Here is a 20,336-nt window from a genome sequence, read left to right as displayed (position 1 = left end):
AGCCGCGTGCAAAGGTCACACGCGGCTCCTGGCGATTCAGAGGTTTGGCCTCGGTTTACGAACGCGAACGGCGCTTGAACTGGGCGCCTTCCGTTCGAGCCTTCGGCGCCTCGCTGTAATGCGGGTTGACCGGCTTGAAGGCGCCCTTGGAGGCGCCCGCCTTGGCATTGTCCTTGCGGCTGGACGGACGGGCCTTGTTGCGTTCCTGGACGGGGCGATCGGCAAACGAAGACTGGGGGCCACGATCGTCACGCGGGGTGTATTCGCGCGGGCGTTCGGCATGGACATGCTCCGAACGCGGACGATCATAGCTGCGTTCGGCGCGTTCACCGTATTGGCCCCCGCGCGGGGCGTTACGGTCAAACGGCTTCTTCTTGCCGAATGGCTTCTTTTCGGCGCGCTTCTCGAAGAAGGCATCGGTATTGACCGGCGCCGGACGCTCGGCAGCCATCGGATCATAGGCCGCCGGGCGCGGGCCGAAATCCTTTTTACCGCCCGGCTTCTTGCCGAACTTGCGATCGGCAAACGAACGCTCGCCGCGGTCCGAACCTTCGGCATTGGATTTACCCGGACGATTACGACTGCGCTTATGAACGTTCTCGGCGTGCGGATCGATGTGACGGGCTTCACGCTTGACGGGGATACGCTCCGGCGTGGTCGGCTTTTCGGCCACACCCGAAGCCAGCATGGCCTCGTCGAGCAGCTTCAGCGCCTGGTCCTTGCGGCGATCGAACGACGGAATGCGCTGGCGTGTCATCCGTTCGATATCCTTCAGCATCTTGCGTTCGTCATCCGAACAGAAGCTGATCGAGATACCGCTCTTGCCGGCACGGGCGGTACGGCCGATACGGTGGACATAGGCCTCTGATACGTTCGGCAGTTCGTAATTGATGACGTGCGAGACGTTATCGACGTCAATACCACGCGCGGCGATATCGGTGGCGACCAGGGCCCGGAGTTTGCCGGCCTTGAAGGCTTGCAGAGCGCGTTCGCGCTGGCCCTGCGATTTGTCGCCGTGGATGGCGGCGGATTCGATACCCCCGGCCTGGAGATAGGCGGCGACCTTGTCGGCCGAACGTTTGGTACGGGTGAAAACGAGCGTACGCGACAGCTTGTCTTCGGCGTAGAGTTCGGTCAGCAGGGCGCGCTTGCGCACGGCCTCGATGAAGAGGACGGTCTGCTCGACGCGCTCGGCCGTGGTGGCTTCCGGCGTGATCTCGACCTTCTTCGGTTCGTTCAGCAACTCAGAAGCCAGGATGCCGATTTCCTTCGGCATGGTGGCCGAGAAGAACAGGTTCTGACGCTTGCCCTTGATGCGCGAGGCAATCTGGCGGATCGGCTTGACGAAGCCCAGGTCAAGCATCTGGTCGGCTTCATCGAGCACGAAGAATTCGACCGTGGAGAGGTCAATTGTCTTCTGTTCGATGTGATCGACCAGACGGCCTGGCGTGGCGACGAGGATATCGAGGCCGCCGTTCAGAGCCTTGTATTGCGGGCCATATTTCGAGCCGCCATAGATGGTGGCGATTTGCAGGCCGGTGCCGCGCGAATATTGCTGGAAGCTCTCGGCGATCTGCGAGGCCAGTTCACGGGTCGGCGACAGGACGAGCACGCGCGTCTGCTTCGGCGCCGGCATCTTGCGGTCCGAGAGGATCTTTTGCAGGATCGGCAGGGCGAAGGCCGCCGTCTTGCCGGTGCCTGTCTGGGCGATGCCCAGCAGGTCATGGCCGTTCAGCAGGACAGGGATGGCCTGGGCCTGGATCGGGGTCGGCGTGGTATAGCCGGCTTTTTCAAGCTGGATCAGCAGCGTGGAGGAGAGGCCGAGGTCGGAGAACAGTTTGGTCACGTGTGTCTTTCATATGCTTCGGGCATCACGAAAGCACACGCCTTCGCAACGGCCCTTTCCCGCATCTGTGACATCACAGATCGGGGGGTGAGGGTCGAAGCGTTCGCGTGTCACGGACTTCGGTCATTTTTATAGATGTCAGATCATCACAGGATGATCTTGAATCACTGGCGGTATGTACTTCCCTGTAAAGAAGCATACCTCACGCGGCCAGCGCCCGGTATATGGGCAACGCTTCCACTGAAACGGAAAACGTATTAAAATTATTTCGCAAAAGCGAAAACGCTAAATGCCCGTTTACAAATGCAATGTCAAGGGTTGCAATTTACGACACTCATTTGCGCCGCAAAACAAATATCCACAATCTATTGCACCGCCGGCATCCCTTTTGCGCACTCACTCATTTTTTATAAACCAAAGGCGCCTATAGTATTGGCCAGCAGCGTGCATATACGCAAAAAACCCGTAAGCCGCCGCGTCAAAGGCGGCCGGGTGAGTGACCAGTGATCCTTTAGTACCGCGTATGCGTATGCACCATGTGCCCGTCACATGCCACTTTGCCCATTTCTGCTTTCAGGTTGATCATGACCCCGCCTATCCGCCGTCCCGCCCCGCCCGTCACTGCTGCACCGCCTGCACCGGCGCGGCCGTCGGTAGAGGTGATCACGCCGGATCAATATGCCGACCGCCGGTCCGAACCCCGGACCCAGTGCGACGATCGCGGCGCCATGCTGTTTCTCTCCAGCCGGCAGGTGATCAATTGCCGCATTCTTGACCAGAGCGCCAGCGGCGCCCGTGTCGCCATGGAAAACCTGGATCATATCCCGGCTGAAATCTGGCTGATCGATCTTGATACCGCCATGGTCAAGCGCGGATCGCCCGCCTGGTCGATGGCCAACCGCATGGGGCTGAAATTCAACTTCATCCAGAAAATGCCGGATGACGGCAAGCGGCCGGCCAAGGTGCCGCCGGAAGTTTTCGAGGCATGGAAACGCCTGAGCCAGCCCGCCGCCACGCCGGACGAAGATCCGGATGACGATGTGCTCTATTTCGACTAGTTCGAAATTAAGAAACCAGAACCGACCATCAAATTCTTGTAGCGCTGGCCCGTCTAAGCCGAAGCGCTGCGGCGAAAATTATTGGCTTTCGAGCACCCGAAGTGACGTGTACGCTTGTACACGAGCAAGGGCGCACAGAAAGACGGCAATTTGCAGCCCAGCGATACGCGCTTAGACCAGGGAGCGGAATTTCAGGGTGCCGTTTACGGCCTTGAGATCCTCCAACGCTTCCTTCGGATAACCCTTGTCGACATCGACAATGACATAGCCCAGGGTTTCGTTGGTCTTCAGGTGCTGGGCCAGAACGTTCAGATCGTACTTGGCCGTGATGGCGTTGATCGCCGCCATCACGCCCGGCACGTTCCTGTGCAGGTGCAGGAAGCGGTGACGGCCGGAGACTTCCGACAGGGCCACATGCGGCATGTTGACCGAGAAGGTGGTATCACCGCGATTGAGGAAGCCCAGGAGGCGTTCGGAAGCAAATTCAGCGATGGCTTCCTGCGCTTCTTCCGTGCTGCCGCCGATATGCGGGGTCAGGATCAGGTTTTTGAGGCCCATCAGCGACGATTCAAACGGATCGTCGTTGGTGCGCGGCTCCTGCGGGAAGACATCGATGGCCGCGCCGTAGATCTTGCCGGATTTCAGAGCATTCGACAGGGCGTCGATATCGACGACATGGCCGCGCGACAGGTTGATGAACAGGGCGCCGTCCTTCATGCGGTTGAACTGAGCGGCGCCGAACAGGTTCTTGTTGTCGGCCCGGCCATCGACGTGCAGCGATATGACATCGGCCTCAGCGAGCAGGGCATCGAGCGAGCGGTAGCGTTTGGCATTGCCGAGGGTCAGCTTTTCGGCGAGGTCGAAATAGATGACGCGCATCCCGAAGGCTTCCGCCAGGATCGACAGTTGCGAGCCGATGGCGCCGTAGCCGATAATGCCGAGCGTCTTGCCGCGCACCTCATGGGCGCCGGTGGCCGACTTGTCCCACTTGCCCTTGTGCATGGCGATCGACTTATCGGGAATATTGCGGGTCAGCATGACGATCAGGCCGATGACCATTTCCACCACCGATCGGGTGTTGGAATAGGGGGCGTTGAAAACGGCGATGCCCTTTTGCGAGCACGCCTTGAGATCGATCTGGTTGGTGCCGATGCAAAAGGCGGCCACCGCCATCAGTTTGTCGGCGGCTTCCACGGCCTTGGCGGTCAGATTGGTCTTGGAACGCAGGCCGAGGATATGGACGCCCTGCAGGGCCTGGATCAGATCGTCTTCATCGAGCGCGCCCTTGACGGTAGTGACATCATAGCCTTCCTCACGGAAGGCGCGGACGGCGTCGGGGTGGATATTTTCCAGCAACAGCACCTTCAGCTTGGAGCGCGGGAAGGAATAGCGGCCCTGATAGCCTTCGGCGTGCAGCACCTCATCGAACGAGGCGGCGGTCAGGCTGGTATCGCCATTGACGGCGGCCACCACCTTCGGGCGCACCACGTTTTCGGTGAAGGCATAGAAGCGTTCGGCGGCGCCGCCCTTATAGACCTCGAAATCGGTCCAGCCGTCGCCGACCATGGCGACCGCGCCGGCGACGCCGAGACCCGACAGGGCCGTGACCTTGCCGCCATCCTGCGACAGGGGATTGGCCTGGTCGACGCCCACAGCCACGCCCTCTTCGTTCCAGATCAGGCGATTGGCCAGGACGTATTCCGGCTCGATGCCGTAATCGGCGACCACGGCGTCGATGAAATCATGGAAGCCGCCGGAGATGATGCGGAACTTGCCGGGGTTCTCAGTGAACACCGCCTTGTTGCGGATCACCGAAGCGCTGACCTTGGTCTTCAGCACCTCGATCAGAGCGGCGATATCGTCACGCGTCGGCTTGAGCAACTGGACGCGACGGTTCAGCGCCTCGGCGAAGCTGATCTCGCCGGACATGGCCTGGTCGGTCAGGGTCTTGATCTGGGCGACATCGGCATGGCGCGCGGGATCAGCGGCGGACAGCAGCTCGGCTAGAACATCCAGCGCCTCGACCGAGGTGAAGGTCGAGTCAAAGTCGAGAACGACAGTGGCCAGGTTCGGTTGAGGAAAGCTTGCATTCATAGCGGTCACGCCCATTTAAGGGCTGATCCGGCGCCAGGGGCCGTCCGCCCACTTCAAAAGATGCGCCGCAAATAAGACAAAAGTGCCCCCCGCACAACCGCCTTCGCCATTTATTATGGCATGTGGCGGCTTAATTCTTTAAAACTGTAGACGAATGACCGATAAAGCTGCCAAACCCGTAAAATCTGTAACCAAAACCTCTTCTTTTCTGCGCGAATATATGCCCGACATCCTCGATCCCACCGAAGACTATTCCGCCCGCTTCGTTATCGAAGCCCATCCCGTGCATGGGCGGCTGGTCCGTCTGGGAGAGACGCTCGACCAGATACTGAAGGCGCATGACTATCCGCCGCAGATCGCCAATCTGCTGGGCGAAGCCTGCGTTCTGGCCGTGCTGGTGGGTGCGTCGCTGAAATTCGAGGGCCGGCTGATCCTCCAGGCGCAGGGCGACGGCGTGGTGCGCTATGTCGTGGCCGATTACGACACCAAGGGCGGCCTGCGCGGCTTCTGCCGTTTCGACCCGGAAGAGCTGGTGGCGCTGGTGGCGGCCAATGAAGGCAGCTTCCAGAGCCTGGGCGCCCAGGCCCTGCTCGGTAAGGGCACCTTCATCATGACGCTCGACCCGGAAAACCACGGCGAACGCTACCAGGGCATCACGCCGATCGAAGGCGAAAGCCTGGCCCTGTGCGCCGAGACCTATTTTCGCCAGTCGGAGCAGGTGCCGACCCAGATCAAGCTGGCCTGCACCGAGTTTGCCGGAGAGGACGGTCCGAACTGGCGCGCCGCCGGCGCCATGATCCAGGCCATTGCCGGCGACGCGACCCGCGGCGACACGAAGGACTCGTTCCAGCATATACGTGCCCTGTTCGAAACCTTGGGCGAGGAAGAACTGACCGATTTCGACCTGCCGGCCGACCGCCTGCTGTTCCGCCTTTTCCATGAGGACGGTGTGCGCCTGAGCGCGGCCAAGCAGATTCACAAGCTTTGCCGCTGTACGCAGGAACGCGTTGAGGGGCTGGTACAGTCCTTTACCGACGAAGAGCAATCGGAAATGCTGGAAGCGGATGGCAAGGTGCATATCACCTGCGAATACTGCTCGAAGACGTTTTTCGTCGGGCTGTAATCCTCTCAAAGCGGCGATTGCGCTTTTAAAGAACGATGTTACTGTGATCCCACCGGCCGGAGATAACAGGTCCGGGGGGGAAACATCGTGAGCGGACTACCAGACAACCGGCCAAACAGCCGGATCGCCGCGCGGGCGCAAACCTGTGCGTCGCGCCGTCATATCATGAGCGGTGCGGCAGCGGCTTTGGGCCTCTCTATCGCGCACCCGGCGCTTTCCCAGCAGGTCACTACGCCATCCAAAGATATTCCTCCTGAGGATCATGACGCCGCCACCCTGACCGCCCGGACGGATGACGCCGACCACCTGAGCATCGAGGTGATGATCAATGACCAGGGGCCGTATCATTTCGTTGTCGATACCGGCGCGGAAAGCTCGGTTGTGGCCGACAATGTCGCCCAGGCACTGGGTCTGGCGCCGGTCGCCTCGGTTCTGGTAGATGGTTTTTCCCGGCGCATCCCGGCCCAGACGGTTCAGGTCGACAGCCTGGCCTTCGGGCCGTTCCGGCACAAAAACCTGACCCTGCCTATCCTGCCGCGCCAGTATCTGCTGGCCGATGGCTATCTTGGCCTCGATGCCATCAGCGACAGCCGCGTTACCTTTGATTTCGCCGGCAAAACTCTGAAAATAGAGCAGCCGCGCGACCCGAGCCGCCGTCATCCCCCGCCGGGTACTTCCACGCGCCTGTGGGCCAGCGGATCCTCAGGCCGCCTGCGCGTTTCCGATTGCGTGGTTGATGGCGTCCGGGCCACGGCCTTCATCGATACAGGCGCCCAGATTTCGGTCGGTAATCGGGCGCTGAAGGCGGCGCTGGCCCTGCGCGGCGGCCTGCACAGTCTGGGGCCACTCATTCTCAAAGGCGTGACCGGCGGCGAAATTCTCAGCGAGGTCATCCCGGTCTCGCTCATCAAGCTGGAAGACCTGTCCTTCACCGATTCCAGGCTGGCGATCGCCGACGTGCCGAGCTTCGACGCCTGGAATGTGCATAACCGCCCCGGTCTGCTGATCGGCATGAATTTCCTGCGTCAGTTCGCGGCGGTGACGATCGATTATCGCCAGAAATCCATCCGCTTCGAACTGAGTGAAGCCCCGCCCCTGCCAACCCCCGGTGTACGGATAAACAGCCATGCCTGACCCTTTTTCACGCCGGACTTTCACAACGGGTGGCCTGGCCCTGGCCGCTTCCCTCCTGCCCGGCAGCCCCGGCTGGACCCAGACCATCACAGCCAACGTCTCCCAGCAAAAGCCGGAAGCCGACCAGGACAGCGCAAGCCTGGCCGCCCGGACAGACGTCAATCAACACCTGACGATTGAGGTCAGTATTAATGGCATGGGCCCATATCGTTTTGTCGTCGACACGGGTGCCGAGCGTTCGGTCATTGCCGAAAATGTCGCTACGGCTCTTGGCCTGTTGCAAGGCGGATCGGTGATACTCGAAGGCATAGGTGGGCGGGTCAGGGTGCCGACCGTGCATGTGGACACCCTTTCATTCGGACCCTTTCGGCGCGACGGACTGAACCTGCCCATCCTGCCGCGCAGTAACCTGTTCGCGGATGGTTATCTGGGCCTGGATGCCATAAATGGTACGCGCGTTACGTTCGACTTCGGGCGTCGCGTCCTGAACATCGAGCAACCACTGGGCCATCTATCGGCTGAGGGCGCGGATGAAGCCAATGTGCGTGCTAGGGGTAATAATGGGCGCCTGCGTGTTTTTGATTGCATGGTAAACAGCGTGGGCGCAATTGCCTTCATCGATACGGGCGCAGAAGTTTCAGTCGGTAGTCAGGCACTGTACAACAAGCTAATCAGCCGCAACCACAGCCTTGAGAGCTTTGCCAACGTAGTGCTGACGGGTGTTACCGGCGGCACCATTACCGGAGAGCTTATTCATATATATCGCATTCGTATGCGCGATTTGTCCTTTACCGACGGCACCCTTGTCATAGCGGATGTACCCGATTTTTCGATCTGGAAAATTAAGGAAGATCGTCCGGCCCTTCTGATCGGCATGGACTATCTGCGTCAATTTGCATCGGTCAGTATTGATTACCGATACAAAGAAATCCTGTTTGAGCTGAGCGAGGCACCGCCCCGGCCAACCCCCGGTGTGGAGATCGACCACACAGTATAAGCGTGCTTAGATAAGACGTTTTGGTGAGTCGAAAGGCATTGGCTGACGAGAAACGGAGCGGAGCGTACTTGAGTACGTGAGCACCGTATCGCAGGCAGACGGCGACTTGCAGACCACCAGAACGTCTTATCAGTTCTGCATGTCCAGTGAATAGCCGGCGGACCTCACCGTCCGGATCGGATCGAACTGGTCGCCATTATTGAGCGCCTTACGCAGGCGGCCTACATGGACATCGACCGTACGGGCCTCAACATAAACATCATTGCCCCAGACAGCATCCAGCAGTTGTTCGCGCGAAAAGACGCGGCGCGGATACTGCATCAGGTAATCGAGCAGCTTGTATTCCGTCGGCCCCAGATGGATATCCCGGCCGGCGCGCTGGACGCGGTGCGACAGGCGATCGACCGAGATTTCACCGAACTCGACGCGATCTTCGGAAAGCGCCGGACGAATACGGCGCAGCACGGCGCGAATGCGCGCCATCAGCTCCACCATCGAAAACGGCTTGACCACATAGTCATCGGCGCCGGTATCGAGACCGCGGATACGGTCGGTTTCTTCCGAGCGCGCCGTCAGCATAACGATCGGCAGATTGCGGGTCGAAGCCTGCTGGCGCAGGCGGCGGCAGACCTCGATGCCCGAAACCTTGGGCATCATCCAGTCGCAAACCAGCAGGTCCGGAGCACGTTCCTTAACCATCACCAGGGCTTCGTCGCCATCGGTGGCAACCCCGACATCATACCCTTCCTTCTCCAGGTTATAGCTGAGGAGGGTGCTGAGGGCGTCTTCGTCTTCGGCAACTATGATGTAGGGCTTCATGCGTCTCTGCGGCGGTTACGGGTTACTGATCCAGATTACTGGCCTTCGGGCGGGATTCGACATAGTCCTCGCCGGTCAGCTCGTAATTGATGTGTTCGGCCATGTTGGTGGCGTAGTCGCCGATGCGCTCCAGGTTCTTGGCCATGAAGAGCAGGTGCGTGCAGGCCGAAATGGTGCGCGGATCACCCATCATGTAGGTGAGCAGTTCGCGGAACAGCGCGTTATAGTGTTCGTCCACCTCGGTATCCGAAGACCAGACGCTCTGGGCCAGGTCGACCTTGCCGGACTTGTAGGCATCCAGCACATCGCGCAGGCGCGACGAAACCAGCTTGCCCATGCGCTCGATCGAACGGGTGAGCGGCGTCATGGGCTCGGCTTCGGAAATCACGATCGAACGTTTGGCGATGTTCTTGGCCAGGTCGCCGGTGCGCTCCAGTGCGGTGGCCAGCTTCATGGCGGCCACCGTCTTGCGCAGGTCGTCGGCCATCGGCTGGCGCAGGGCGATCAGGCGAATGCACTTGCGCTCGACATCCTTTTCCAGTTCATCGAGCTTGTGGTCGCGGGCCACAACGCTCTGGGCCAGGGCGACATCGCGGCGGGCCACGGCTTCGACGGCCTCGGCCACCTGGGCCTCGGCCAGGCCGCCCATGAGCACCACTTCGGCGGACAACTGGTCCAGTTCGTCGCCATAGGTCTTGACGATGTGGGTATTCATCTTGAACGACACCTTTTGAATTCCTTGTTCCTGATAGCCGACGCAGTACGCCTGATGCCGGGAACTATAGCCCCAATAGGCGTATTTTGTGACAGTTTTATAATGTGCGTTTGAAAAAGATACTTAACGGTTTTCTGGCAGTCAGCCAGCGTCTTTAAGAATTGTCGAGGTGCCAGTCACCAGACGCGGCGGCTCGACAGACCCAAAGGCACGAGTCTGCGGGAAATAGGCACTGAAGGCGGTAAAGGTCTGGGGTGGCACCGGCGGCAGGCTGGCCACATTACCGTCGCGTTCCAGAATATCGTCTTCCTTTGCCGAGACCGCCCCCTGGCTTTCGACCACCAGCCCGCCGCGATGGCGGTTGATGATGTGCTTGACGATGGCCAGGCCTAAGCCGGTGCCCAGCTTGTCGCCGCTCTTCTGGCCTTCTACGCGGTAGAAGCGCTCGGCCAGACGCGGCAGGAATTCCCTTTTGATTCCAGGGCCTTCGTCGCGTACCGTGACGCGGGCATAATATTCATGCACATTTCGGTCAGGGCGCAGGAGAACCAGTTTGGCGGCCTGTTTATCGCTCAGCGACATCGCCTGCGGCAGGGTGACATCGAAGCACACCGTGATGCTGACCTCTGAGTCCTGCGGCGCGTATTTCAGCGCATTGTCGGTGAGGTTCTGCACCACCTGAAGGATCTGGTCGCGGTCGCCGATGATCGGGAAAAGACCCGGCCGCGGCGCATCGATACGCAGGCGGACGCCCTTCTGCTGGGCCAGTACGCTCAGGCTGTCGACGACATCGCGCACGGCCAGAGCCAGGTCGGCCTCGCCTGAGGGCGGCACGTGCTCGCTCATTTCGATGCGTGACAAGGACAGCAGATCAGCGATCAGGCGCCCCATGCGATCGGCCTGGGCGGCCATGATTGTCAAAAATCTGTCACGCGCCTGGTCGTCATCGCGCGCCGGACCGCGCAGAGTCTCGATAAAGCCGGTGATCGAGGCCAGTGGTGTGCGCAGTTCGTGCGACGCATTGGCCAGGAAATCGGCGCGCATCCGCTCCATGCGGCGGGCGTCGGTTTCGTCACGGATCACCAGCAAAGCCAGACGCTGACCATCAGCGGCATGTTCCATCGGCAGGGGTGCGGAATAGGCCCGCCAGAACTGGTCACGCGCGCCGCCGCTGGTCTCGAAATCGACCGAGCCGGTTATGCCGCCGAAGAGGGCCTCGTCGACATTTTCCAGCACTTCCGGCACACGGATGGCGCCCACCAGCGGCCCGCCATCCGGGCGCAGATGAAATACGGTCTGGGCGGCGTCATTGGCGAATATCACGCGGCGCGCGGCGATATCGTCCGGCTCATGGCCTGAGACGATCATCACCGGATCAGGCACGGCGCGCAGGACTTCCTGGAAACTTGGGCCCAGCGGCTGCACCTTGTTCTGCTTTTCCGGGGCTTTCAGCGCGCGGATCTTCTCCTCGGCATCACCAAGAAGGGACAGATAGCGGATCGCCGTATAGCCAATGACCACCAGCGCAACGATGATGGTCAGCAGGTGCATTGGCGGCAGAAAGGCCATGACGACCAGGATCGCGCAGCCGATGACGGTGCCGACCGGGACGAACTTCCAGACGCTCTGACGCTTTTCCATTTTGTGCCCAAACCTCGCGGCGCTCATCTTATGACTTAAAGAACGTCGTGTTTATAGCGATTTGACGACAGTTTGGTGACCTGGCCGTAAACAGGGGATTAATCGGTTTACGGATGAATGTTTACACAAGATAATTTATTCTCAAATTACACGGACATGATCCTCCCCTGCGCAGCGGGGGAGGATCACATTTAGTCTTTATGGGCGTGTTTGCCCGTCGCCGCGCACGACATATTTGAAGGTCGTCAGTTGCTCGACGCCCACCGGCCCGCGCGCATGGAGGCGGTCGGTCGAAATGCCGATTTCCGCGCCAAAACCGAATTCGCCACCGTCAGCATATTGCGTCGAGGCGTTCCAGATGACGATGGCGGAATCGACCTCATTTAGGAAGGTTTCGGCCGCTTTCGCGTCTTCGGTGATAATGGCCTCGGTATGGCCGGAACCATAGGTCTTGATGTGGGCGATGGCCTCGGCCTCGTCCTTCACCACCTTCACCGACAGGATCGGCAGCAGGTATTCCGTGCGCCAGTCGTCTTCCGTGGCGGCCGACATCGAGGGCACCAGGGCGCGCGCCTTGTCATCACCGCGCAGTTCGCAGCCCCTGGCCTCCAAAGCTTCGGCAATCGGCGGCAGCAGTTTCGCCGCCACGGCCTCGTCGATCAGCAGGGTTTCGGTGGCGCCGCAGACCGAGACGCGGCGCATCTTGGCGTTCAGCGTCACCTCCAGCGCCTTTTTCGGATCGGCGGCGGCGTGGATATAGGTGTGATTCAACCCCTCCAGGTGGGCCAGCACCGGTGCGCGTGCCTCGGCCTGGACCCGCGCCACCAGCGACTTGCCCCCTCTGGGAATAATGAGGTTGATCGCCTTGTCGAGACCGCCCAGGATGAGGCCCACGGCATAGCGGTCGGAGGTCGGGACAAGCTGCACACAGGTTTCCGGCAGGCCGGCGGCGCGCAGACCGTCCTCGAAGGCGGCATAGATGGCGAGCGCCGAATTGAGCGCTTCAGAGCCGGTGCGCAGGATGGCGGCGTTGGATGAACGGATGCACAGGGCGGCGGCGTCGGCCGTAACGTTCGGACGGCTTTCATAGATGATGGCGATGACGCCGATCGGGGTCGAGACGCGGGCGATATCGAGGCCATTCGGACGCGTCCAGCGCGCCAGCTCACGGCCGACCGGATCAGGTAGTTCCGCGACCTCTTCCAGCCCTTTGGCCATGGCCTCGACGCGCGCCGGATTGAGGATCAGGCGCTCGATCATCGCGTCGGTCAGGCCCTTGTCACGGGCGAACTGCTGATCCTGTTGATTGGCGGCCAATATCTGCGCCTCGCGCCGGCGGATCGATTTGGCGGCTTCCAGAATGGCTTTGGTGCGCGTTTCCGGCGTGGCCAGACGCAAAGCCTCCGCGCCGAGTTTGGCCTTGGCGGCCATGTCGGTCATCAGGTCAGTCAGCGATACGGCGTTCTGGTCGTCCATCGAGCGGCTCCTTGTTATTCAAGGGCTATATAGCGCAAACGCCGTAAATTACGACCGTTTCATGGGATATTAGATATGCAGATATCTGAAGGCCTAGTGGTCAAAGGTCGAGATTACCCATTCTCCATTTATACATTCAGCCAAAAAGCCTGGCTCTAATGTCTGATAAGGAGAAAGGTCTGAAAATCTTTCGAACGCGCACGCAGAGCAGACTAAAACACAATCATCGTCACCATGATCATATTCACCACAGAGAAATTGCCAATCATGATCGCGTTCGTGAGCGATCAAATTGACGGGTCTTAATCCGTCAGCAACGTGACTACATAGAAAAGCGGAGTGTTTATCGTGTTCCATGATCACACCAGAGCCATGTCATCGCGATGGATCACTTCATCCCCTGAGGTATATCCCAGAATGCCCTCGATGTCATGGCTGCCGCGGCCACGAATGGCGCGGATGGCCTCGGCGGAATAGGTGACAATACCACGCGCCACCTCGTCGCCCGCCGGCGAGATGATCGACACGCTGTCACCCTTGTCGAACTGACCCGTGATCTCGACAATCCCCGACGGCAGCAGGCTCTTGCCATTGCGCAGGGCGCGCACGGCGCCGTCATCCAGCATCAGTTTTCCCGCTGGCACCACCGTCCCCGCGATCCACGCCTTATAGGCCGCGCTGGCCGAAGCCTGCGGCCGGATGACCGTAAACCGCGCCATATTGGACAGCGGCCGGATCGTCTGACCGGAAGCGATGATCGTGGCGCAGCCCGCAGACCCGGCGATCTTGGCGGCAGCGATCTTGGTGGCCATGCCGCCGGTGCCGACCCCGGCCTGCGCATTGGCGCCACCGGCCATCGCTTCGATACTGGCATCCAGTTTTTCAACGAGCGGAATGTGTTCGGCTGAGGCATTACGGCGTGGATCGTCCGTATAAAGACCATCTATATCCGACAGCAGCACCAGCGCCTCAGACCGCACCAGTTGCGCGGCACGCGCGGCCAGGCGGTCATTGTCGCCATAGCGGATTTCCTCGGTCACCACCGTGTCGTTTTCATTGACGATCGGCACGCATCCCAGATCGAACAGGGTATCCACCGTGGCGCGCGCATTCAGCCAGCGACGGCGTTTTTCGGTATCTTCGCGCGTCAGCAAAACCTGCGCGGTCTTGAGGCTAACCGTCTGAAAGGCTTCTTCCCAGGCGCTCATCAGACGCGGCTGGCCGGCGGCGGCAGCGGCCTGTTTCTCGTCCAGCTTCAGCTTCTTGCGTGTCAGGCCGAGATAACGGCGCCCCAAGGCGCCTGCGCCGGAAGAGACCAGCAAAACCGACTTGCCCTGCGCCATCAGCGCCGCGATATCCTGCGCCAGGCCGCGCATCCACGCCGCATCGGCCACGCCCGAACCGGCATCCACCACCAAGGCCGAACCGACCTTGATTGTTATCCGCTTCGCCGAGGCCAGCACATCGGGCAGCGATTTAATGGCATCCAGCGACATGAAGGTCTTTATCTCAGGGGCTTTAAATGGTAACTCGCGCGCTTCTTAACGACATTGCGTGCGGTTACGCAAGTCCTTACGCTATCTGGCAAAATTGGTAACAAAATGAACTATATAGGCACCCGTGGCTTCCGCGAACCCCGTACCTTCGCCGGCGCCCTGCTCGATGGCCTCGCGCCCGATGGCGGTCTCTATGTGCCTGAGACCTATCCGACGCCATCGTTTGACCTCACCGCCGCCTCTGCCGGCGACTATGGCCTGCTCACTGAAAAGCTGCTGACTCTATTCGGCGTCGATGTGCTGGGCGCGGAGGCCGTGCAAAAGGCCGCCGCCCGCACGAAAGCCGCCTTCCTCAATGATGCCGGTAAAACGCCGCTGGTCCAGGTCGAGGACAATCTGTGGATTCTCGAACTGTGGCATGGCCCGACGCTCGCCTTCAAGGACATGGCGATGCAGATGATCGCCCCGCTGACCGATGCCGCCCTGGCGCAGACGGGCGAGAAGCTGACGCTTGTCACCGCCACCTCCGGCGATACCGGCGCCGCTGCCGTGCGCGCCTTTGCCGGTTCGGAACATGTGAAACTGGTGGTCTTCCATCCGCTCGGCCGCGTCTCGCCGGTGCAGCGTTTGCAGATGACGACGGTTGAGGCTGATAATGTCCTCAACATTGGCGTCGAGGGAGATTTCGATGACTGCCAGCGCATGGTCAAGCGCCTGCTGGGCGAAGAAGAGCTGAAGCAGAACGGCCTGATCTCCTCGGTCAATTCGATCAACTGGGGCCGCCTGCTGGGCCAGGTGCCCTATTATCTGGCCGCCGCTGCCGCATCCGGTGCCGAAAAGCCGGAATTCGTGGTCCCGACCGGTAATTTCGGCGACGCCTTCGCCGGCTGGGTCGGGCGCAAGATCGGCGGTAATGTCGGCCATATCCACGCCGCCGTGAACCGTAACGATGCCCTGGCCCAGGCCATCAATACCGGCCACTACGTCCGCCATCAGGCGGTTGAGACCGCTTCGGTTTCCATGGATGTGCAGGCGCCATCGAATTTCGAGCGTCTGGTGTTCGAAGCTTCAAACCGTTCGGCCGAAGGCACCAAGGGTGTGTTCGACAATTTCAACGCCACCGGCAATGTCCATCTCTCGGGCGACCTGCAGGATGCCCTGCGCGCCCAGGTGACGGCCTCGACGATCAGCGAGGAGGAAACGGCGCAGACCATAAAATACGCCCATGATAAGTGGGGCAAGGTCATCTGCCCGCATACCGCCGTGGCCATCGCCGCCGCGCTCAAGCGTAATGACGGCCAGCCGATCATCGCGCTCTCGACGGCCCATGCCGCCAAGTTCCCGGATTTCGTCACCAAGGCGCTAGGCTTTGCACCGGAAGTGCCGGAGGCCATTCAAAAGCTGCACGGCCATAAGGAAACCATCCATTCGATCCGCAATGACGAATTCGCGGCGCTGGAAGCGGTGAAGGCGTTCGCTCACGGTTGATTGCGCGGCGGTAGCTTTTGTAATTATTGCGGACGTGGCCAGTAAGGGCCGGGATGCGCCGCCTGCCAGGCCTCGGCGCGGCGATGGCCTTCTGCCTTCTCAAAATCGGAAAGGCTCGGTACTGGCGTCCCCGGAAAATTATCTTTTTGCCAAGATAATTGACGCCATGGACTACGGAAAGACAATAGGTGCCATTTCCAAGCTTCTGCCTTGTCCTGCGTCACATATTGCCCGTTCGCGTAATAATAGCTCAGCGACTCCTGCGCTTCCGAATAATCCTTTTCGGCTGCGGCTAACCACCAGCCAAAGATCATTTTCTCAATGCCCTCATCAGGTGTCTCACCTTCAGCAGGATAATTATGCGCCCAGTAAAACTGCGCGGGCACATAACCCATGTCGGCTGCGCGCTTTTCCATCTGCAGACCGCGCGTTACATCCTGAGGCAGGTTATTACCCATCAACAGTTCAGCGCCAAAATAATACAGTCCTTTGGCGCTTCCTTGATCTGCCGATGCTTCCAGCCATCGCATAGCTTTGGAAATATCCTGACGCGCATCACCACGCATATAGCTTTTGCCAAGGCGCCATTGCGCCTCGGCATCACCAGCCTCAGCCTTGATGGTTAGGTGGTCAAGCACTTCGTCGTATGAATGAACGGACGCGCCATAAATGTATAATCCGTCCAGCGTTTCGTACGCTTGCTCATCCCCCTGTTGGGCGGCTTTTACACACCAGGCATAGGCTAGGCTGTAATCGGGATTGATCGTCTTCGCGTTTTCATAAAGCATGGCCAATGAATATTGGGCTGGCAAATATCCCTTTTCGGCGGCACTTTTGTACCAGAGCAAAGCGGTAACTTCATTATAAAGCGGGTCTTCGGGATCACTGTAAATATCACCCAAACGGGTCTGCGCTTCTACATTACCTTGACTAGCTGCCCGACCATACCAATAGGCCGCCCACGCAGGGTCTGATGTAAATCTTACCGCCCGGCCATAGTGATAAGCGTCCCCCAGAGACAGCATTGCCGACGCGTCACCGGCCATTGCTTCTTTTTTTAACTGACGCATTTCTGCCGGTGTTAGGGACGGAGAATTTTTGGCCAAAACCGGCAGAGCCTGAGCCAAAAGAAAGACGACCAAAGCTCCCGCAAAAATCTTCCGCATGATAATTCCCCCCATTAACGGAAGCAGCCTATCACAGCCTCTAAAAATACGTATGGCCAGTCTTGATGCCGCGATGATGATCCAGCCGGCGATAGAAGGCTTCCGGGTCTTTCGGCTTCACCACCCATGAGGGGTCGTGGTTCAAAAGGTCATAGAGCCGCGTCAGGGTAAAGCGCACGGCCGAACCGCGCGCGAACAGCGGCAGGGCGTTGATCTCGGCTTCGGACAGAGGCCGAGTCTCATGATAGCCCTTGATAAAGGCGGAGATCATCTGCGGTTGCGGCTGACCGCCAGGCGTGAAGCCCCAGGCATTGAGCGCCACCGCCAGATCATAGGCGTAAAAATCTGTGCAGGCATAATAATAGTCGATCACGCCGGTGACGATGCCGTCGTCATTCATCAGGACATTATCGGTGAAGTAATCAGCGTGGATCGCGCCTTTGGGGAGATCAGCAGGCCAAACGCCCTTGAGGAAAGCCAGTTCCTCGCGGAAGTCCGCCAGTATCTCCTGGGCGCGCGGAGAGGTCGCTGCCTTCGGTTCGCAGCGGGCGATCAGGCCAGGCCAGGACGCCGGTCCCATGGAATTGGCGCGATATTGCGGAAAATCGCCGCCGATCAGATGCAGCTTCGCCAGATATTCTCCGGCCGAAGCGGCGTGGCGGGTATCGGGGTTGCGCGGCCAGCGCCCCGGCAGCCATTTGATCAGGGCGCAGGGCTTGCCGTTGATCCGCCCCAGGGATTGCCCGTCACGCTTGAGCGCCGGCCCCGGCGCCGGATAGCCCTTGCGGTCGAGATAAAGCGTATAATCCATGAACCAGGGCAGGCTGTCTTCCGGCGTGGCGGCCTCGAAAAGCGTCAGGGCATAAAGGCCGGAGGTCGTCTCCACCTTGAAATTGGTGTTGGAAACCCCCTCCTCGATGCCTTCGAGATGGATCAGTTCACCTATATCATAGGCGCTCAGATAGGCACGGGCGTCCTCCAGAGATACGGGGGTGAAAACGGCCATGCGCGCCCTGTCCTGATCCTCAATAGCTTGCGCCTGCTCATCAGGCCTCGGCGGCATATAGACATAAAGCCGTGATCGCCAAAAGCTTTTCCTTGTGGACATAAGCCAGAATGTCTAAATCGCCGGCTTAGAATCCATCGCTTGGGTTGCCGTTGCGCATCTGTTAGCAAGCCGCATCCCTTATAAGGACTCCTCCCATGGCCAGAACCGTTTCTTCCGTCGTCGATCTGATCGGCAATACGCCCCTCATTCGCCTGAAAGCGGCTTCAGAGGCGACCGGCTGCGAGATTTACGGCAAGGCGGAGTTCCTCAATCCCGGCCAGTCGATCAAGGACCGCGCCGCCCTGTGGATCATCCGTGCCGCGGAGGCCGATGGTTCGCTGAAACCGGGCGGCACAATCGTGGAAGGCACGGCCGGCAATACCGGCATCGGTCTGGCGCTCGTCGCCAATGCCCTGGGTTACAAGACCAAGATCGTCATTCCGCGCACCCAGGCGCAGGAAAAGAAGGACGCCATCCGCGCTTTTGGCGCCGAACTGATCGAGGTCGACGCCCTGCCCTATGCCAACCCCGGCAACTATGTCCGCTATTCCGGCACCTTGGCGCAGGAATTGCGTGAGGCCGGCGAAAGCGTCATCTGGGCCAACCAGTTCGACAACACCGCCAACCGCCGCGCCCATATCGAAGGCACCGGGCCGGAAATCTGGGAACAGACCGGCGGCAAGCTGGACGCCTTTATCTGCGCGGTCGGTTCGGGGGGTACGCTGGGCGGCCTGAGCCTTTATCTGAAAGAGAAAAACCCGAACATCCAGATCGGCCTGGCCGATCCGTTTGGCGCAGCCCTTCACAGCTATTACACCACCGGCGAGTTGAAATCCGAAGGCACCTCGATTTCGGAAGGCATCGGTCAGGGCCGCATCACCGCCAATCTCGAAGGCATCACGGTCGACCGTTCCTATCAGGTGTCCGATGCCGAATGGCTGCCCGTACTCTATGACCTGATCGAGAACGAGGGCCTGTGCCTGGGTACGTCCGCCGCGCTCAATATTGTCGGCGCCATGAAGATGGCGAAGGATCTGGGACCGGGCAAGACGATCGTCACCGTGCTGTGCGACTACGGCAACCGCTACGCCTCCAAGATATTCAATCCGCCCTTCCTGCGTGAAAAGGGCCTGCCGGTTCCGCCGTGGATGGCGGCGGACTAGTGGTCTCTCCCTTAAATATCCATTGCGGCGAAGACCGGCGGTTCAATATGGGCGCTCGGCGCGCCATCAACACGCAGGGCTTCGGCGCGCAGCCACTCCATGAAGCGCATCTGCGCCGGGGTCGGTTCGCGGGTCTGTGGCCAGACCAGGTAATAGCCATATTCCAGCGGCTTGTCCTTTTCATCGAACAGCACCATCAGGCGACCAGCCTTGAGGTCAGCCTCGGCGATGGTGCGCTTGGCCAGGGCCACGCCGCGGCCCGCCACCGCGCCTTCGATGACCATGCTCGATTGGTTGAACCGCGGGCCTCTGCTGGCATCAACACCTTCAACGCCATGCGCCTTCAGCCACATGGCCCAGTCCGGGCACGAGGGATCGGTCTCGAAGCCGACATCATGCAGCAGGACGTGATGGCTGAGATCAGCGGGCTTGCGGATCGGCGCAGCTTCGTAAAGCAGCGGCGAGCAGACCGGCACTACGGCCTCGGCCAGCAGGTGTTCGACATTCAACCCGCTGTAATGGCCGTTGCCGTAGCGGATGGCGAGATCGATATCGCTGGTGGCGAAATCGACCGGGGCCATATCGGCGCTCACCCAGACATCGATATCCTCGTTAGCGGCGCTAAAGTCATAGAGACGCGGCATCAGCCACTTGGCGGCAAAGCTCGGCGCTGCGGAAACGGTGACGCGGCCCTTCTGGTTGCCCTGTTTCATCAGGCGCGTGGCCTCGAACATCTTCTCAAAGGCTTCCTTCAGTATCTGCGCCGACGCCTTGCCGGCATCAGAAAGCACAACGCGGCGGCCGTCACGCACAAACAGTTCGACGCCGACATGTTCTTCCAGAAGGCGGATCTGCTGCGACACCGCGCCGGGCGTCACGAACAGTTCTTCCGCGGCCTGCTTGAAGCTTTCATGGCGGGCGGCGGCTTCAAATACCCGAAGCGCCGACAGCGGCGGCAGACGATCACGCGACATATTCTAACCCCTGACCTGGCCACATAGCCTCAGTTGCCCTTAACCGGACGCTTCTTTATAGCGTCTTTCAGTTTAAAAAAACTATCTCGATCCAAAAA

16 protein-coding genes are annotated in these 20,336 nt (G+C 60.0%); 6 read left to right on the top strand and 10 right to left on the bottom strand.

The annotated features are described in order from the left end of the window. Window positions 1-55: 55 nt before the first annotated feature. The gene (locus tag BLO49_RS14470; RefSeq protein WP_090649940.1) at window positions 56-1,846 is read right to left on the bottom strand and encodes a DEAD/DEAH box helicase; all 1,791 of its coding nucleotides are present in this window, start codon (window positions 1,844-1,846) and stop codon (window positions 56-58) included. Between the two features lie 584 nt (window positions 1,847-2,430). On the opposite strand from BLO49_RS14470, the gene BLO49_RS14465 reads away from it, so the two are divergent. After that, window positions 2,431-2,904: a hypothetical protein gene (locus BLO49_RS14465; RefSeq protein ID WP_245679053.1), complete on the top strand. Its 474-nt coding sequence runs from the start codon at window positions 2,431-2,433 to the stop codon at window positions 2,902-2,904. Between the two features lie 171 nt (window positions 2,905-3,075). Here the strand turns inward: BLO49_RS14465 and serA are convergent, their stop codons facing one another. After that, the gene (gene serA / locus BLO49_RS14460) at window positions 3,076-4,998 is read right to left on the bottom strand and encodes a phosphoglycerate dehydrogenase (protein ID WP_090650159.1); all 1,923 of its coding nucleotides are present in this window, start codon (window positions 4,996-4,998) and stop codon (window positions 3,076-3,078) included. Window positions 4,999-5,218: 220 nt separating this feature from the next. Between serA and BLO49_RS14455 the strand changes: the two genes are divergently transcribed. The 3 genes from BLO49_RS14455 to BLO49_RS14445 all read left to right on the top strand — a co-directional run bounded on the left by BLO49_RS14455 (window position 5,219) and on the right by BLO49_RS14445 (window position 8,252). Beyond that, window positions 5,219-6,121: an Hsp33 family molecular chaperone HslO gene (locus BLO49_RS14455; RefSeq protein WP_170828355.1), complete on the top strand. Its 903-nt coding sequence runs from the start codon at window positions 5,219-5,221 to the stop codon at window positions 6,119-6,121. A gap of 87 nt (window positions 6,122-6,208) precedes the next feature. After that, entirely contained in the window at window positions 6,209-7,255 is a 1,047-nt protein-coding gene (locus BLO49_RS14450; RefSeq protein WP_139159699.1) for an aspartyl protease family protein, read from the top strand. Next, window positions 7,248-8,252 carry a retropepsin-like aspartic protease gene (locus BLO49_RS14445; RefSeq protein ID WP_090649935.1) on the top strand — a complete coding sequence of 335 codons (1,005 nt, stop codon included), beginning with the start codon at window positions 7,248-7,250 and terminating at the stop codon, window positions 8,250-8,252. The genes BLO49_RS14450 and BLO49_RS14445 overlap by 8 nt, the downstream gene beginning before the upstream one ends. A gap of 129 nt (window positions 8,253-8,381) precedes the next feature. Here BLO49_RS14445 and phoB read toward each other — a convergent pair whose 3' ends face one another. From phoB to proB, 5 genes are all read right to left on the bottom strand, one after another. Then, window positions 8,382-9,071 (bottom strand): phosphate regulon transcriptional regulator PhoB, encoded by a 690-nt coding sequence (gene phoB / locus BLO49_RS14440; RefSeq protein ID WP_090649933.1) that lies wholly within the window; start codon window positions 9,069-9,071, stop codon window positions 8,382-8,384. Between the two features lie 22 nt (window positions 9,072-9,093). After that, window positions 9,094-9,786, bottom strand: a complete 693-nt coding sequence (phoU, locus tag BLO49_RS14435; RefSeq protein WP_090649932.1) for a phosphate signaling complex protein PhoU — start codon at window positions 9,784-9,786, stop codon at window positions 9,094-9,096. Between the two features lie 141 nt (window positions 9,787-9,927). Then, a complete protein-coding gene (locus BLO49_RS14430; RefSeq protein WP_090649931.1) occupies window positions 9,928-11,427 on the bottom strand; it encodes a sensor histidine kinase in 1,500 nt (499 codons plus the stop codon). A gap of 198 nt (window positions 11,428-11,625) precedes the next feature. Continuing rightward, window positions 11,626-12,903, bottom strand: coding sequence for a glutamate-5-semialdehyde dehydrogenase (locus tag BLO49_RS14425; RefSeq protein WP_090649929.1), 1,278 nt, complete (start codon window positions 12,901-12,903; stop codon window positions 11,626-11,628). A gap of 359 nt (window positions 12,904-13,262) precedes the next feature. After that, window positions 13,263-14,399 (bottom strand): glutamate 5-kinase, encoded by a 1,137-nt coding sequence (proB, locus tag BLO49_RS14420; RefSeq protein ID WP_090649928.1) that lies wholly within the window; start codon window positions 14,397-14,399, stop codon window positions 13,263-13,265. A 105-nt stretch (window positions 14,400-14,504) separates the two neighbouring features. On the opposite strand from proB, the gene thrC reads away from it, so the two are divergent. After that, window positions 14,505-15,887, top strand: a complete 1,383-nt coding sequence (gene thrC / locus BLO49_RS14415; RefSeq protein ID WP_090649926.1) for a threonine synthase — start codon at window positions 14,505-14,507, stop codon at window positions 15,885-15,887. Window positions 15,888-15,910: 23 nt separating this feature from the next. On the opposite strand, the gene BLO49_RS14410 is transcribed toward thrC, so the two are convergent. Then, window positions 15,911-17,053: a tetratricopeptide repeat protein gene (locus BLO49_RS14410; RefSeq protein ID WP_170828345.1), complete on the bottom strand. Its 1,143-nt coding sequence runs from the start codon at window positions 17,051-17,053 to the stop codon at window positions 15,911-15,913. Window positions 17,054-17,093: 40 nt separating this feature from the next. After that, a complete protein-coding gene (gene thrB, locus BLO49_RS14405) occupies window positions 17,094-18,059 on the bottom strand; it encodes a homoserine kinase (RefSeq protein ID WP_090649922.1) in 966 nt (321 codons plus the stop codon). Between the two features lie 197 nt (window positions 18,060-18,256). On the opposite strand from thrB, the gene BLO49_RS14400 reads away from it, so the two are divergent. Beyond that, the gene (locus BLO49_RS14400; protein ID WP_090649921.1) at window positions 18,257-19,264 is read left to right on the top strand and encodes a cysteine synthase A; all 1,008 of its coding nucleotides are present in this window, start codon (window positions 18,257-18,259) and stop codon (window positions 19,262-19,264) included. An 11-nt stretch (window positions 19,265-19,275) separates the two neighbouring features. On the opposite strand, the gene gcvA is transcribed toward BLO49_RS14400, so the two are convergent. Beyond that, entirely contained in the window at window positions 19,276-20,238 is a 963-nt protein-coding gene (gene gcvA / locus BLO49_RS14395; RefSeq protein WP_090649918.1) for a transcriptional regulator GcvA, read from the bottom strand. Window positions 20,239-20,336: the final 98 nt, after the last annotated feature.

This window comes from Asticcacaulis taihuensis (assembly GCF_900100255.1).
GTDB lineage: Bacteria > Pseudomonadota > Alphaproteobacteria > Caulobacterales > Caulobacteraceae > Asticcacaulis > Asticcacaulis taihuensis.
Note: the sequence above shows the minus strand (reverse complement) of the source record. Positions and strands in the feature narration are given on the sequence as shown.

Bases quoted from the DNA above. Each gene is read 5' to 3' on its own strand.
- BLO49_RS14445 (WP_090649935.1), top strand. From the start codon at position 7,248: ATGCCTGACCCTTTTTCACGCCGGACTTTCACAACGGGTGGCCTGGCC.
- gcvA (WP_090649918.1), bottom strand. From the start codon at position 20,238: ATGTCGCGTGATCGTCTGCCGCCGCTGTCGGCGCTTCGGGTATTTGAA.
- phoU (WP_090649932.1), bottom strand. From the start codon at position 9,786: ATGAATACCCACATCGTCAAGACCTATGGCGACGAACTGGACCAGTTG.
- BLO49_RS14455 (WP_170828355.1), top strand. From the start codon at position 5,219: ATGCCCGACATCCTCGATCCCACCGAAGACTATTCCGCCCGCTTCGTT.
- proB (WP_090649928.1), bottom strand. From the start codon at position 14,399: ATGTCGCTGGATGCCATTAAATCGCTGCCCGATGTGCTGGCCTCGGCG.
- BLO49_RS14425 (WP_090649929.1), bottom strand. From the start codon at position 12,903: ATGGACGACCAGAACGCCGTATCGCTGACTGACCTGATGACCGACATG.
- thrB (WP_090649922.1), bottom strand. From the start codon at position 18,059: ATGGCCGTTTTCACCCCCGTATCTCTGGAGGACGCCCGTGCCTATCTG.
- BLO49_RS14430 (WP_090649931.1), bottom strand. From the start codon at position 11,427: ATGGAAAAGCGTCAGAGCGTCTGGAAGTTCGTCCCGGTCGGCACCGTC.
- serA (WP_090650159.1), bottom strand. From the start codon at position 4,998: ATGAATGCAAGCTTTCCTCAACCGAACCTGGCCACTGTCGTTCTCGAC.
- BLO49_RS14400 (WP_090649921.1), top strand. From the start codon at position 18,257: ATGGCCAGAACCGTTTCTTCCGTCGTCGATCTGATCGGCAATACGCCC.
- BLO49_RS14465 (WP_245679053.1), top strand. From the start codon at position 2,431: ATGACCCCGCCTATCCGCCGTCCCGCCCCGCCCGTCACTGCTGCACCG.
- thrC (WP_090649926.1), top strand. From the start codon at position 14,505: ATGAACTATATAGGCACCCGTGGCTTCCGCGAACCCCGTACCTTCGCC.
- BLO49_RS14410 (WP_170828345.1), bottom strand. From the start codon at position 17,053: ATGCGGAAGATTTTTGCGGGAGCTTTGGTCGTCTTTCTTTTGGCTCAG.
- phoB (WP_090649933.1), bottom strand. From the start codon at position 9,071: ATGAAGCCCTACATCATAGTTGCCGAAGACGAAGACGCCCTCAGCACC.